This is a genomic window from Micromonospora sp. KC213, from assembly GCF_004348325.1.
In the GTDB taxonomy this organism is placed as follows: domain Bacteria; phylum Actinomycetota; class Actinomycetes; order Mycobacteriales; family Micromonosporaceae; genus Micromonospora.
Window position 1 is genome coordinate 1 of sequence record NZ_SMKF01000164.1, and the last position, 13,115, is coordinate 13,115.

The following is a 13,115-nucleotide window of genomic DNA, read 5'->3' on the forward strand; positions in this document are numbered from 1 at the left end:
GTTCCGCCCCGGCCGGGGTGGGGGGTACGACGAGGGTCGCGAGCAGCACGGCCGCCACGGCACCGAGGACGGTCCGGGTGGAACGGGTACCGAGGACCGTCCGGGTGGGACGCCCGGCGGGTCCGGTGACCACCGTCCCGCTCGGCCGGAAGCTGTCGCGCACGCGGTGAGACTACCGCCGTCGGCGCGGGAGCGCGTGACGGGCGGCGGCCGGGCCGCGCCGGCCGGAACGCGGTGACCGGACCCGGATCCCTCGGGCGTGACGGCTCGTCAGGCGTCGGTCGGCTGGCTGGTGAAGAGGGCGAGCAGGTCGCCGACCTGGCGGTCCGACTCGGCCGGGTGCCGGAAGTGGCCGCGGGGGTTGACGGTGTACTCGTTGCGCCGCCCGACCCGGGTGCGCCGCAGGTAGCCGCCGGCTTCCAGGTCGGCGACGATGGCCTGGGCGGCGCGTTCGGTGACGCCGACCTCGTCGGCCACGTCGCGGAGTCGGGCGGTGGGGTTGCGGGCGATGGACAGCAGCACGTGCGCGTGGTTGGTGAGGAACGTCCAGTTCCGGGTGCTTCCGTTCTGCGCTGTCGTCGCCATGCCCGTCATCGTATGACCCCACCCTTCCGGTTCTCAGTGATGCCTTCCGGCACCGAGCCGACCGCATCCAGAGAAGCAGGAAATGCATATCACGTAAACCTTGACGTACCTTTTGTTGCGTGTGACGGTGGGGCGAGGCCGCCTGCGTCGCCGGCCGGTGTCATCAGGTGCCCACACGTCAGACCGAGGTGAGGCTATGACCGTGCAGGATCCGACGCAGGCGTTGGCCGAGTTGCACGCCGGAAACCGGCGTTTCGTCACCGGCACCCCACACCACCCCAACCAGGACGCGGCTCACCGGGCCGTCGTCGCCGGCGGGCAGCACCCCTTCGCGGTGATCGTCGGCTGCTCCGACTCCCGTCTCGCCGCCGAGATCATCTTCGATCGCGGCCTGGGCGACCTGTTCGTGGTCCGGACGGCCGGGCACACCGTCGGCCCGGAGGTGCTGGGCAGCGTCGAGTACGCGGTGAGCGTCCTCGGCGTTCCGCTGGTCGTGGTGCTCGGCCACGACTCCTGCGGTGCGGTGCAGGCGGCCCGGGAGGCCGCGTTGACCGGCACGACCCCGCCGGGGCACCTGGGTGCCGTGGTGGACGGGGTGGCCCCCAGCCTCCGGCGGGCCGCCGCGGCGGGCGTCGAGGACATCGACGGCATCGTGGACGTCCACATCGTCCAGACGGTGCAGACGTTGCAGGACAGTTCCGCCCTGCTGGCCGGTGAGGTGGCCGCCGGGCGGTGCGCGGTGGTCGGCATGTCGTACCGGCTGGCCGCCGGTGAGGTGCGGACGGTGGCCGCGTCGCCCGCCGCGGTCCTCGCGCCGGCGTCCCGGACCGACCTGGACCGGAGCGACCAGGACGACCGTGACCGGGCGGCGGTCGTCGCCGGCTGAACCCCACGACGCGACGAGGGCCGTCCCCGGTCGGGGAGGGCCCTCGGTCGTGAGCGTCCGTTAGAGCATCGACATGTGTACGTGGTCGGTGTGGTCCGATGGTCCGCTGTACGACTTCCACCCGGTCGCCGGGAACCAGATCTGCCGGTTCCAGATCACGTAGTAGATGCCGAGCCGGTCGGCGTTGCGGATCAGGAACGCGGTCAGGTTGTTGCCGTACCTGCGGGTGTCGTCGTTGTGCCAGGGCGCGAAGCCCTTGTTCTGCAACGACCAGTCGCAGGCCCGCCCCTTGGGATGCTCGAAGGGTCCGCCCGGGCGGTAGCAGCCGGCGAACCGGTTGAAGCCGGCCCGGCGTACCTCCTTGTAGGCATGCAGGGTACGCGGAGTGATCGTGCCGGAGGTGGTCGGGTCGGGCTCGGTCTTCGACTCCGGCTTCCAGTCGCCGTCGGCCGTGCGGCCCGGGCCGATCCGGGCCACCGGGGAGGTCGCGTCGACCAGTCCACCGGTGAAGCCGCGCCCGCCGACCAGGGCGAGGGCCTTCTCGGCCTCCTTGGTGTTGCGGGCCATCTGGTTGGTCAGCTTCGTCTGCTCGCGCACCTCGGCGTCGAGCGCCAGCTTGCCCTGCTCGGCGCGGTCCTTGGCGGCGGTGACCTCGGCGAGCTTCTGCGCGTTGACCATGTTCAGCTCGTCCAGCGTGGCGGCCCGCTTGACGAAGGAGTCGGGTGCGTCGCTCTCCAGCAACATCGCCACGGCACCGATCCGGCCGGTCCGGTAGGACTGCGCGGCGATCGTGGTGACCTGCGGTCGGAGCGCCTCCAGCTCGTCCTCGGCGCGCTTGACCTCCAACGCGAGCTGGAGTTGGCGCTTCTTCGACTTCTCCAGCTGTGCCTTCGCCTTGGTGTACTCGCGGTTGCGCTGCTCGATGACCTCGGTGAGTAGCTTGGGCTCCTCGCCCTCCTCGTGACCCGACGGGGTCGAGGGGGCGGCGTTCGCCGGGACCGGCCCGGCGAGGACGGCCAGCGCGGCCAGCACGGCCGCCACCGGTGTCCACCAGCGGCGTAGGGGTGCCGTCACAATGTTCCCTTCCGTCGACCGCCGACCGGGTTAGCTGACGGGTTCGGGACGGAAGTGGCCCCTACCGCGGTCGCGGATTCACCCCAGGTACCTGGTTCCCCGGTTCGCCGTACGGCGATTGGGCGGTGGCACCGCAGGCGCCGGTTCGCGCCTTCAGCGGTGACCGGCAGCGAGGTTACCCGAGAGGCATACCGGTGAGCTACGTCCTGAACCCGACTAAATGCGTTAATTCGAGGTGGCGGTGCGTGAGGAGTGACGCGTTCGTCAGGTTCCGGGTCGTCCACGGTGACGCTGTGGAGTTTCACCATGCGGTGTCGGTGCTCCTTTCCGGTTCGGGCCACCCTGCGGGGGCCGGGGTGGACGGTCCGGGTCGCGGGCCGCTCAACGCCTCCAGCGCGGCGTCCGGGTCGACCGGAGGGCGGGGTCTCGGCGCCGGGTCGGCGGGCTTTGTCGGGTCGTCGGCCGGGCCGCGGCCGGCAGCGGTGACGAGCGCGGCCAGACCGGTGGTCAGGGGTACGGCGGCGATCAGCCCCAGCGTCGCCACCGCGCTGCGGACGATCTCCTGGGTCAGGAACTCGCTGGTCAGGATCTGGCTCGCCGGCCTGCTGTCGGCCGTCAACAGGAGCAGCAGCGGCAGTGAGGCACCGGCGTACGCGAGCACGATGGTGTTCACCGTGGAGGCGATGTGCGCCCGGCCGACCCGGGTGGCGGACCGGTACAACTGCATCCGGGACAACCCCGGGTTGGCGTGGGCCAGTTCGGTCACGGTGGCCGCCTGGGTGACCGTGACGTCGTCGAGCACACCGAGCGACCCGATGATGATCCCGGCCAGCAGCAGTCCGTGCAGGTCCACATCGCGCTGGTACATCGACAGCGTGGTGGCCTCCTCGCTGCCGAACCCGGTGAGGTGGGTGGCGGCGATGGCCAGGCTGCCGAGGAGGCCGGTCAGCACCAGACTGCCGAGGGTGCCCAGGACCGCCACCGAGGTCTGCGCGGTGATCCCGTGGGTCAGGTACAGCACCACGAACATGATCAACGCCGAGCCGACGATGGCGATCAGCAGCGGCGAACCGCCGGCGGAGATGCCCGGCACGACGAAGGTGAGCAGGATCGCGAAGCTCGCGGCCAGCCCGGCCAGCGCAGCCACCCCGCGCAGCCGCCCGAACGCGATGATCGCGGCGGCGAAGAGCGCCGCCAGCCACACCAACGGCTCACCCCGCTGGTGCTCGGCGATGTCGTAGCGGCTGACCGTCGGGTCCGCCGGGTCGGTCAGCTTCACCAGCACGATCTCGTCGCCCACCGCCACCGTCGGTGCCCCTGGCCCGGCCGGAACGGGCGTCTGCACCTGCTGCCCGGCGTCCGGCCCCTGCTCGACCCGGACGGTGACGGTGCCGCACGGCCCCTGCGCCGGCCCGGCCGGGCCCTCCGGTTGCTCCGGGCAGGGCTCGGTCACCACCCGGGTCACCGTGGCGTGGTAGCGCGGTGCCTCCTCGCCGGGAGCCCGTTCCGGCGTGTTCCGGGGCCAGAGCACCACCGCGGCGATCACCGTGACGACGAACAACGGGACCACCGTCGCGACGAGGAGCCGCCGCACCCCGGGCGGGGTGGACGGAGTGGAACGGGTGTGGTCGGCGCCCATTGCGAGTCTCCCAACGATCCAGGGCGGAGTACGTGTCAGCCGGTCGGTCGGTTCACCCGCTTCGCGGGCCGGGAACCATGACGGCCCACGGGCGGGGTGGCGACGATGGACGCGGGGTCATCGTCGAAAGATGGTAGCCAGGCCCGCTGCCGGCTCGCCCGGTTCGTGCCGACCTGGGGGGCCGGAGGCGGCATCTTTGGAGACATGGACCACGATTCCGGAGCCGATGGCGGCCACGACACCGGTCATGGCCGGCCTGCCGTGCCTGTCGGGCACGACAGGCACGCCGGGCACGACCCGGAGATGTTCCGCCGGCGTTTCCAGGTCTGCCTGGCGCTCACCGTCGCGGTGGTGGCGACCAGCGACATGGTGCTGGACTGGTTCGACTACGCGCCGGGGTTCCCGGGACGATCACTGGTCGGGCCGGTGCTCGGCTCGGTGATCTTCTGGTGGGGTGGCTGGCCGTTCCTGGTCGGCGCCGTGCGGGAGGTACGCGACCGGGCTCCGGGGATGATGCTGCTGGTGGCGATGGCGATCAGTGTCGCGTACGCCGCCTCGCTCAGCACCAGCCTCGGCGCCTTCGACCTGGACTTCTGGTGGGAGTTGGCCGCGCTGGTCACGATCATGCTGCTGGGCCACTGGCAGGAGATGAAGGCCATCGGTCAGGCCCGGGGCGCGCTCGCCGCGTTGGCCGAACTCCTTCCCGACGACGCCGAGCGGATCGGTCCGGACGGCGAGGTCCTACGGGTGCCGCTCACCGAACTGGACGTCGGGGACGTGGTGCTGGTCCGGCCCGGCGGCCGGGTGCCGGCCGACGGGCGGATCGTCGACGGCGTCGCCGAACTGGACGAGTCGACGGTCACCGGGGAGTCCCGCCCGGTCACCCGCCAGGTGGGGGACCGGGTGGTCGCCGGCACGGTGGCGACCGACTCGGCGGTCCGGGTCCGCGTCGAGGCCGTCGGCGACCAGACCACCCTGGCCGGGATCCAACGCCTGGTCGCCCAGGCCCAGCAGTCCGGCGGGCGGGCGCAGGCGCTCGCCGACCGGTTCGCGGCCCTGCTGTTCTACGTCGCCACCGGCGGTGCCGTGCTGACCGCCCTGGCCTGGACGGCGCTGGGCGATCGGGACGAGGCCGTGGTGCGTACCGTCACCGTGCTGGTGATCGCCTGCCCGCACGCGCTGGGGCTGGCCATTCCGCTGGTGATCGCGCTCTCCACCGGGCTCGCCGCCCGGTCCGGGGTGCTGGTCCGGGACCGGTTGGCGCTGGAGCGGATGCGTACCGTCGACGCGGTGCTGTTCGACAAGACGGGCACGTTGACCCGGGGGCGGCACGTGGTCATCGGCGTGGCCGCCGCCCCCGGGGTCGGCGAGGACGAGGTGCTGCGGCTCGCCGCCGGGGTGGAGGCCGACAGCGAGCACCCGCTGGCCCGGGCGATCGTGGCGGCCGCCGCCGGTCGCGGCGGCCCGGCCCTGGCCGGCGGCTTCCGGTCCCTGCCGGGCCGGGGCGTCCAGGCGGAGATCGACGGTGCGTCGTACGCGGTCGGCGGCCCCACCCTGTTGCGTGAGTGGGGGCTCGCGCTTCCCGACGAGCTGATCCCGCCGGCTCGCCGCTGGGCCGGGCAGGGCGCGGCCGTACTGCATCTGGTCCGGCTGCCGGACACCGTCCTCGGTCTGCTGGCCCTCGCCGACGAGATACGCCCCGAGGCGCGGGAGGCGATCACGGCGCTGCGTGCGGAGGGGGTACGGACCATCGCCATGATCACCGGTGATGCCCGTGCGGTGGCCGAGGCGGTCGCCGCCGACCTGGGGTTCCGTCCCGGTGTGGACGAGGTCTTCGCCGAGGTGCTTCCCGCCGACAAGGACGGGAAGGTGACCGCGCTGCAGCGTCGGGGTCTGCGGGTGGCCATGGTCGGCGACGGGGTCAACGACGCCCCGGCGCTGGCCCGGGCGGATGTGGGCATCGCGATCGGGGCCGGCACCGACGTCGCGATCGAGTCGGCCGGGGTGGTGCTGGCCTCCTCCGACCCGCGCGGGGTGGCCGGGGTGCTCCGGCTGTCCCGCTCGGCGTACCGGAAGATGCTCCAGAACCTGGCCTGGGCGGCCGGCTACAACGTGGTGGCGCTCCCGCTGGCGGCCGGGGTGCTGGCCGGGGTCGGCCTGACGCTCAGCCCGGCCCTCGCCGCGGTGCTGATGTCGGCCTCCACGATCGTGGTCGCGCTCAACGCGCAACTGCTACGGCGAGTACGCCTCTGACGGATGGTGGGTTCGGTTAGTTTTGTCGGGTGCGGACGGCGACGGCGGCGACCACGGGCTGGTGGGCTCGCCTGCTGCTGCTCGCCGTCACACTGCTCGGCCTGGCCGCCATGCACACCATCGGCCATGGCACGCACGCCGGCGGCCAGCCGTCCGGCCATGCCGTCGCGGACCACGCCGACCGGCACCTGCCGGTTGCCGCGTTGCCGGGGACAGCGACCGGCGCCGACACCCCCGGAGGCGTCGACTGCGCCGGGGCGGCCTGCCGGCACGCGGCCGCGTTGCCGGGGACGGCGCGGTTCGCCGTCGACGCCGGTGCCGACTGCGCCGGGACCGGTTGCCGGCCCCCGGTGGTGCTGCCGGCCGGTGAACGCGGCGCCGCCCCGAGCGGCTGGAGCGTCTGCCTGGCGGTGCTCGGCGCGATCACGGTGGCGGTGCTGCTGGCGGTGCTGTTGCGGGCTCGACGCCGGCCCGGCGTCGGCGTGCGCCGCCCTACCGTGCGACCACCGGGACCGGGTGCGCCCCCGGGTCGGCCCGTCGGGCTTCGGCTCGCCACGGTGGCGGTGCTGCGCAGATAGGAGGCTCCGGCACGGGGCTCCCCCGTGTCTCCGGTCCACTGCGTTGTTTCCACACCGAAAGGTTCACATCGTGTCCATCCGTACCATCGCGCGTCGTGCCGCCCTGGCCGGCGCGACCGTCGCCGCCGTCCTCGCGCTGGCCGGCTGCTCCGGCGGCGACGACCACCGGGCCGGCTCCGGCCACCAGACGCCCGCCACCGGCGGTGCCTCGGCGGACGCGTCGACCGCCGCCGAGTTCGGCGACGCCGACGTGCTGTTCGCCCAGATGATGATCCCGCACCACGAGCAGGCGGTGCAGATGTCGGAACTGGCCGCGACCCGCGCTCAGGACGCCGAGGTCAAGCGGCTCGCGGCCCAGATCAAGGCCGCCCAGGCTCCGGAGATCGCCACCATGACGGCCTGGCTGACCGCCTGGGGTCGGCCGGTGCCGTCCGGCAGCCCAGCCCATGGCCATGGCTCCGAGGCGGAGCACGACATGCCCGGCATGATGTCCGACGAGGACATGGCCGAGCTGGCGGCGGCGTCCGGGGCGGAGTTCGACCGCCGGTTCGTCACGATGATGATCGAGCACCACGAGGGTGCGATCACCATGGCCGAGGACGAGATCGCCAAGGGGAAGAATCCCGAGGTCAAGGCGCTGGCCCAGCAGATCCGCACCACCCAGCGCGCCGAGATCGACACCATGAGAAAGCTGCTCGCCCGCCGCTGACCGGTTGGGCCCGTGGCCCGGCCTTCCGCGTTGATCATGAAGTTGGTGGCGCTGTCGGTCTTCCCGGCCGCCGCCAACTTCATGATCGGCCGCCGGTTCGGCGTTTCGGCAGGCCGCGCGGCAGTGGGTCAGCCGCGTTTCATGAGGCGGGCCACGGCGGCCATCATCTCGGCAGCCATCTCGTCGGCGCGGCCCTCGGCGGCGCCCTCCCGCATGCAGTGTCGGGCGTGCCCGTCGAGCAAACCGAGAGCGACCTTGTCCAGCGCGGCCTGAATGGCGGAGATCTGGGTCAGTACGTCGATGCAGTAGCGGTCCTCGTCGACCATCCGCTCGATGCCACGAACCTGGCCCTCGACGCGGCGCAGCCGCGCGAGCAGTTGTTCCTTGCTGGCGGTGTAGCCCCGGGTCGGAGTGCTCGGTGTGGTCATGACCACCAGAATAGCGTACCCCTGGGGGGTATGCTACCGTCGTCGCGTGGGCTACCCCTGGGGGGTATGGCCCGGCGTCAGGAGAGGAGAGCTGCCATGGTTACCACCACGTACCAGGTGCAGGGGATGACCTGCGGGCACTGCGTCAACTCGGTCAGCACGGAGGTGGGCGCGATCCAGGGTGTCACCGACGTACAGGTCGACCTGGCCACCGGCCGGGTCACCGTCACCAGCGAGAGCGCGCTGGACACCGACTCGGTGCGCGCCGCGGTCGACGAGGCCGGATACGACCTCGTCGACGCGTGAGCCGGACCGCCCGACCGCAGAGAGCCGAGAGGACACGATGCGCACCGCGACGAAGCTGAGCGGGTTCGCCCTCGGTCTCGCGGCGGCGTTCGGCGTGGCGTACGGGGCCGGTCACCTGGCCGGTCCCGTCACCCCGGCCGCCGAGACCCGCCGCGACGCCGCCAGCACCAGTCACGACTCCACCGCCACCGGCCACGAAGAAACCGGCCACGACGCCGGCGACGGCCACTCCGACGGCTCCCCGCGCCAGGCCGACGCCACCCACCTGCCCGGCGGTCTGCTCGTCTCCGACCGGGGCTACACCCTGCAACCCGTGGCCGCCCCGGCCGGGCAGTTCGCCTTCCGGATCACCGGCCCCGACGGTGCCCCCGTCACCCGCTACGACGTCGCGCACGACAAGCGGATGCATCTGATCGTCGCCCGGCGTGACCTGTCCGGTTTCCGCCACGTCCACCCCGAGCTCGGCCCGGACGGCACCTGGCGGGTCGACTCGCCCCTGGGCGGGCCCGGCGTCTGGCGGGCCTTCGCCGACTTCACCCCGTCGGGCGGGGAACCACTCACCCTCGGGGTCGACGTGACCGTGCCCGGCACGCTGGAACCCCGGCCGCTGCCCGCGCCGGCGACCAGCACCACCGTGAACGGATACGCCGTCACCCTCACCGGCACCCCGCGACCCGGGCACAGCAGCACCCTGACCCTCACCGTCAGTCGGAACGGTCAACCGGTCACCGACCTGGAGCCCTACCTCGGGGCGTACGGGCATCTGGTGGCGCTGCGTCAGGGCGACCTGGCGTACCTGCACGTACACCCGGAGGGCGCACCCGGCGACGGGCGGACCCCGGCCGGCCCGGCGGTGAGCTTCGCCGCCGAGGTGCCCTCCGCCGGCACCTACCGGCTGTACCTGGACTTCCGGCACGGCGGCGCGGTGCACACCGCCGAGTTCACGATGGTGGCAGGCCAGGAGGCCGCCGCGCCGATCACCACCGCGCCGATCACCACCGCGCCGACCACCACCCCGACCGTCGGCGCCGGGCACGGCGCCCCCGGCCACGGGCACGACTGACAGGAGGTGCCGCGATGACATCGACCGCGAAGTCGCTGCCGGTCGCCCCGAACCTGATCGAGCTGGCGATCGGCGGCATGACCTGCGCGTCCTGCGCCGCGCGGATCGAGAAGAAGCTCAACCGGATGCCGGGCGTCGAGGCCACGGTCAATTACGCAACCGAGAAGGCGACCGTCCGGTACGCCGACGACATCACCCCGGACGACCTGATCGCCACGGTGGAGAAGACCGGCTACACCGCCGCCCTGCCACCCCCGCCCAGCCCGGCGGGTGCGGCCGGTCCGGTCGCCGAGCCGGTGGACGAGCTGCGCGTGCTGCGTACCCGGCTGTGGGTGTCGGCGGCGCTCACCGTGCCGGTGATCGTGCTGGCGATGGTGCCGTCCTGGCAGTTCACCTACTGGCAGTGGCTGTCGCTCACCCTCGCCGCCCCGGTGGTCGGCTACGGCGGCCTGCCGTTCCACCGGGCCGCGCTGGTCAACCTGCGGCACGGCGCGGCCACCATGGACACCCTGGTCTCGCTCGGCACCCTGGCCGCGTTCGGTTGGTCGGTGTGGGCGCTGTTCCTCGGTGACGCCGGAACACCCGGGATGACCCATCCGTTCAGCCTCGACATCACTCGCGGCGGCGGCACCGGCAGCATCTACCTGGAGGTCGCCGCCGGGGTGACCACGTTCATCCTCGCCGGCCGCTACTTCGAGGCCCGCGCCAAGCGGACCGCCGGCGCGGCCCTGTGTGCCCTGCTGGAGCTGGGCGCCAAGGACGTGGCGGTGCTGCGCGAGGGCCGGGAGATCCGGATCCCGGTCGACCAGCTCGCGGTGGGGGACCGGTTCGTGGTCCGCCCCGGCGAGAAGATCGCCACCGACGGCGTGGTCGACGAGGGCACCTCCGCCGTGGACGCCAGCATGCTCACCGGCGAGTCCGTGCCGGTCGAGGTCGCACCCGGTGACACCGTGGTCGGCGCGACGATCAACGCGGGCGGCCGGCTGGTGGTCACCGCCACCCGGGTCGGCGCGGACACCCAGCTCGCCCAGATGGCGCAGCTGGTCGAGCAGGCGCAGACCGGCAAGGCGGCCGTGCAGCGACTCGCCGACCGGATCTCCGGGGTGTTCGTACCGATCGTGATCACCCTCGCCGCCGGCACCCTCGGCTGGTGGCTCGGCACCGGGTCGGGGCCGGGCGCCGCCTTCACCGCCGCGGTGGCCGTCCTGATCATCGCCTGCCCGTGCGCCCTGGGGCTGGCCACACCAACGGCGCTGCTGGTCGGCACCGGGCGGGGCGCGCAGCTCGGCATCCTGATCAAGGGGCCGGAGGTGCTGGAGTCCACCCGCCAGGTCGACACCGTCGTGCTGGACAAGACCGGCACGGTCACCACCGGGCGGATGACCCTGGTCGACGTGCTCCCCGCCGCCGGAGTCGACCACGCCGAACTGCTCAGGTTCGCCGGGGCGCTGGAGGCCGGCTCCGAGCACCCGATCGCCCGGGCCGTCGCCACCGGCGCCGCCGAGGCCGGGGCGCTACCCCCGGTCACCGGCTTCGCCAACGCCGAAGGGCTCGGCGTGACCGGCATGGTGGCGGGCCACGAGGTGACAGTCGGTCGGCTCCGGCTGCTGCGCGAGCGGGGTCTGGACGTACCGGAGGAGGTGTCGCGGGCGGCGACCGACGCGGAGGTCGCCGGCCGGACGGCGGTGCTGGCCGGCTGGGACGGTCGGGCGCGGGGTGTCCTCGCGGTCGCCGACGCGGTCAAGCCGACCAGCCGGGTGGCGGTCGACGGGCTGCGCGCCCTCGGGCTGACCCCGGTCCTGCTCACCGGCGACAACGCCACGGTCGCGCGGGCGGTGGCGGCCGAGGTCGGCATCGACGAGGTGATCGCCGAGGTGCTGCCCGTCGACAAGGTCGAGGTGGTCAAGCGCCTCCAGGCCGAGGGGAGGACGGTCGCCATGGTCGGCGACGGAGTCAACGACGCCGCCGCGCTGGCCCAGGCCGACCTGGGGCTGGCCATGGGCACCGGCACCGACGTGGCGATCGAGGCGTCCGATCTGACCCTGGTCCGCGGCGACCTGACCACGGCGGTGGACGCGATCCGGCTGTCCCGCCGGACGCTGGCCACCATCAGGGGCAACCTGTTCTGGGCCTTCGCCTACAACGTGGCCGCCCTGCCGCTGGCCGCCGCCGGGCTGCTCAACCCGATGGTCGCCGGGGCCGCGATGGCCTTCTCGTCGGTGTTCGTGGTCGCCAACAGCCTGCGACTGCGGCGGTTCCGTCCGGTCGCCGGAGGGTGACGCTTCGTGCCGTCGCCCTGGGGGCGGGGCATCGACGGCGACGGAGCCGGCGTGCAATCGGTCACGTTCCGTGGCCGTCGATGGGGGGCGGTCGGTTTCCGAACCGGACGACAGGGGTATTTCGCCGATGTCGCAGAAAGAACTATCAGGAGGCTCCCATGGGGTTCGACGAGAAGGTCGGCAACGCCACCGAGAACACCAGCGGCAAGATCAAGGAGGGCGTCGGCCGGGCCACCGACAACGAGCGCCTCGAGGCCGAGGGCCGCACCGAGCAGACCGGCGCCAAGCTCAAGCAGGCGGTGGAGAAGGTCAAGGACGCGTTCAAGAGCTGACGGACATCTCACACGCCGGGTCGACCCGCTGGTCGACCCGGCGTGTCGTATGTCCGGCCGCAACCTGCGGATCGTCCTATCGGCGACGGAAGGGGCCGGGTGCGCCGGCCCCTTCCCGTCAGTTGGGTGGAGCGCGCTCAGTGGCCGCGGGGCAGCGGGCGCCCCGGCGTGCCGGTGTCGAGCCGTGCCCGGTCGGCGGCGGAGGTGCCCGAGTCCCAGCCCTCGGCGTCCCGGACCGTCAGCCGGGAGCGCGTCACCCCGGGAAACAGGGCCGTCATCCGTTCGCGGACCGCGTCTGAGCGGGCGGCCAGCACCGGCAACAGCCGTTCCGGGCCGGCGACCTCGGCGGCCTGCCGGTCGGCCGCCTCGGTGGCCGCCCGCAGCCGTTCACCGATCCGCAGCGCGAACGCGTGCAGGAACGACTCGTCGTACGCCTTCGTCCGGCGACTCGCGCCCCGGCGCTCCCCGCGCCCGCGCAGCATCGCGGCGGTCGCCTGCACCAGCAGTGAGGTGTAGAGCAGTTCCACCGCCGCCAGGTCGGCCGGGAAACCCAGCACGGTCGCGAACCCGAGGTCGTCGGACCAGACCGACTCGCACCGGTTCGCGGCCGCCACCTCCTGCACCAGCAGCGCCTTCGCGCCCGCGTACGGGGCCTCGGTGCCCAACCGCACCCCGCCCGGCCGGTCGGCGCGCTCGGCGGTCGCCTCGACCAGCGCCCGGTCCAGGCTGTGCCGGGCGATGAGTTCCTGCGCCTTCCCGGTCAGCGCCTCCGCCTCGGCCGGGAAGGTGGTGGACTCCGCCTTGGCCAACAGCGCGCGGACCCGGTCGAGTAGCGGGGAGCCGCTGCGTCCGGCCGCGGCGTGCCGGGTCGCGGCCGGCGCGGCGCCACCCGGCGGCGGACGCAGCACCGCGACCGGCGGTAGCCCGTCCAGCAGCGCCAGCACCTCCACCACGGCCCGCAGCGCGGTGATCCGGTCCTCGCC

Annotated in this window: 13 protein-coding genes and 1 riboswitch; of the genes, 8 read left to right on the forward strand and 5 right to left on the reverse strand. The window is 73.2% G+C overall.

Annotated elements, in window-relative coordinates:
• Nucleotides 1-270: 270 nt before the first annotated feature.
• The gene (locus E1166_RS24760; protein WP_132270028.1) at nucleotides 271-594 is read right to left on the reverse strand and encodes a helix-turn-helix domain-containing protein; all 324 of its coding nucleotides are present in this window, start codon (nucleotides 592-594) and stop codon (nucleotides 271-273) included.
• A 187-nt stretch (nucleotides 595-781) separates the two neighbouring features.
• On the opposite strand from E1166_RS24760, the gene E1166_RS24765 reads away from it, so the two are divergent.
• Nucleotides 782-1,471: a carbonic anhydrase gene (locus tag E1166_RS24765; protein ID WP_132342354.1), complete on the forward strand. Its 690-nt coding sequence runs from the start codon at nucleotides 782-784 to the stop codon at nucleotides 1,469-1,471.
• A 60-nt stretch (nucleotides 1,472-1,531) separates the two neighbouring features.
• On the opposite strand, the gene E1166_RS24770 is transcribed toward E1166_RS24765, so the two are convergent.
• Nucleotides 1,532-2,545 carry a hypothetical protein gene (locus tag E1166_RS24770; RefSeq protein ID WP_132342355.1) on the reverse strand — a complete coding sequence of 338 codons (1,014 nt, stop codon included), beginning with the start codon at nucleotides 2,543-2,545 and terminating at the stop codon, nucleotides 1,532-1,534.
• A 4-nt stretch (nucleotides 2,546-2,549) separates the two neighbouring features.
• Nucleotides 2,550-2,680, reverse strand: a riboswitch (cyclic di-AMP (ydaO/yuaA leader).
• A gap of 166 nt (nucleotides 2,681-2,846) precedes the next feature.
• Nucleotides 2,847-4,184 carry a YibE/F family protein gene (locus tag E1166_RS24775; RefSeq protein ID WP_132342356.1) on the reverse strand — a complete coding sequence of 446 codons (1,338 nt, stop codon included), beginning with the start codon at nucleotides 4,182-4,184 and terminating at the stop codon, nucleotides 2,847-2,849.
• Nucleotides 4,185-4,388: 204 nt separating this feature from the next.
• Between E1166_RS24775 and E1166_RS24780 the strand changes: the two genes are divergently transcribed.
• From E1166_RS24780 to E1166_RS32265, 3 genes are all read left to right on the forward strand, one after another.
• A complete protein-coding gene (locus E1166_RS24780; RefSeq protein WP_132342357.1) occupies nucleotides 4,389-6,437 on the forward strand; it encodes a copper-translocating P-type ATPase in 2,049 nt (682 codons plus the stop codon).
• Nucleotides 6,438-6,466: 29 nt separating this feature from the next.
• Nucleotides 6,467-7,015 carry a hypothetical protein gene (locus E1166_RS32260; protein WP_132342358.1) on the forward strand — a complete coding sequence of 183 codons (549 nt, stop codon included), beginning with the start codon at nucleotides 6,467-6,469 and terminating at the stop codon, nucleotides 7,013-7,015.
• A gap of 70 nt (nucleotides 7,016-7,085) precedes the next feature.
• Nucleotides 7,086-7,724, forward strand: coding sequence for a DUF305 domain-containing protein (locus E1166_RS32265; RefSeq protein WP_243710499.1), 639 nt, complete (start codon nucleotides 7,086-7,088; stop codon nucleotides 7,722-7,724).
• A gap of 128 nt (nucleotides 7,725-7,852) precedes the next feature.
• Here E1166_RS32265 and E1166_RS24795 read toward each other — a convergent pair whose 3' ends face one another.
• Nucleotides 7,853-8,152 carry a metal-sensitive transcriptional regulator gene (locus E1166_RS24795; protein WP_132270018.1) on the reverse strand — a complete coding sequence of 100 codons (300 nt, stop codon included), beginning with the start codon at nucleotides 8,150-8,152 and terminating at the stop codon, nucleotides 7,853-7,855.
• A gap of 96 nt (nucleotides 8,153-8,248) precedes the next feature.
• Between E1166_RS24795 and E1166_RS24800 the strand changes: the two genes are divergently transcribed.
• From E1166_RS24800 to E1166_RS24815, 4 genes are all read left to right on the forward strand, one after another.
• Nucleotides 8,249-8,458, forward strand: a complete 210-nt coding sequence (locus E1166_RS24800) for a cation transporter (protein WP_132270016.1) — start codon at nucleotides 8,249-8,251, stop codon at nucleotides 8,456-8,458.
• A 37-nt stretch (nucleotides 8,459-8,495) separates the two neighbouring features.
• A complete protein-coding gene (locus tag E1166_RS24805; RefSeq protein ID WP_132342359.1) occupies nucleotides 8,496-9,521 on the forward strand; it encodes a hypothetical protein in 1,026 nt (341 codons plus the stop codon).
• 14 nt (nucleotides 9,522-9,535) lie between these two features.
• A complete protein-coding gene (locus E1166_RS24810; RefSeq protein WP_132342360.1) occupies nucleotides 9,536-11,800 on the forward strand; it encodes a heavy metal translocating P-type ATPase in 2,265 nt (754 codons plus the stop codon).
• A 158-nt stretch (nucleotides 11,801-11,958) separates the two neighbouring features.
• Nucleotides 11,959-12,132, forward strand: a complete 174-nt coding sequence (locus E1166_RS24815) for a CsbD family protein (RefSeq protein WP_132342361.1) — start codon at nucleotides 11,959-11,961, stop codon at nucleotides 12,130-12,132.
• A 137-nt stretch (nucleotides 12,133-12,269) separates the two neighbouring features.
• Here the strand turns inward: E1166_RS24815 and E1166_RS24820 are convergent.
• Nucleotides 12,270-13,115, reverse strand: an 846-nt coding sequence (locus E1166_RS24820; RefSeq protein ID WP_132271075.1) for a DUF2786 domain-containing protein, incomplete at its 5' end; no start/stop codon positions are given.

Excerpts from the sequence above, each read along its gene's own strand:
- E1166_RS24795 (WP_132270018.1), bottom strand. The coding sequence starts at position 8,152 with ATGACCACACCGAGCACTCCGACCCGGGGCTACACCGCCAGCAAGGAA.
- E1166_RS24760 (WP_132270028.1), bottom strand. The coding sequence starts at position 594 with ATGACGGGCATGGCGACGACAGCGCAGAACGGAAGCACCCGGAACTGG.
- E1166_RS24765 (WP_132342354.1), top strand. The coding sequence starts at position 782 with ATGACCGTGCAGGATCCGACGCAGGCGTTGGCCGAGTTGCACGCCGGA.
- E1166_RS24775 (WP_132342356.1), bottom strand. The coding sequence starts at position 4,184 with ATGGGCGCCGACCACACCCGTTCCACTCCGTCCACCCCGCCCGGGGTG.
- E1166_RS24815 (WP_132342361.1), top strand. The coding sequence starts at position 11,959 with ATGGGGTTCGACGAGAAGGTCGGCAACGCCACCGAGAACACCAGCGGC.
- E1166_RS24810 (WP_132342360.1), top strand. The coding sequence starts at position 9,536 with ATGACATCGACCGCGAAGTCGCTGCCGGTCGCCCCGAACCTGATCGAG.
- E1166_RS24805 (WP_132342359.1), top strand. The coding sequence starts at position 8,496 with ATGCGCACCGCGACGAAGCTGAGCGGGTTCGCCCTCGGTCTCGCGGCG.
- E1166_RS24780 (WP_132342357.1), top strand. The coding sequence starts at position 4,389 with ATGGACCACGATTCCGGAGCCGATGGCGGCCACGACACCGGTCATGGC.
- E1166_RS24800 (WP_132270016.1), top strand. The coding sequence starts at position 8,249 with ATGGTTACCACCACGTACCAGGTGCAGGGGATGACCTGCGGGCACTGC.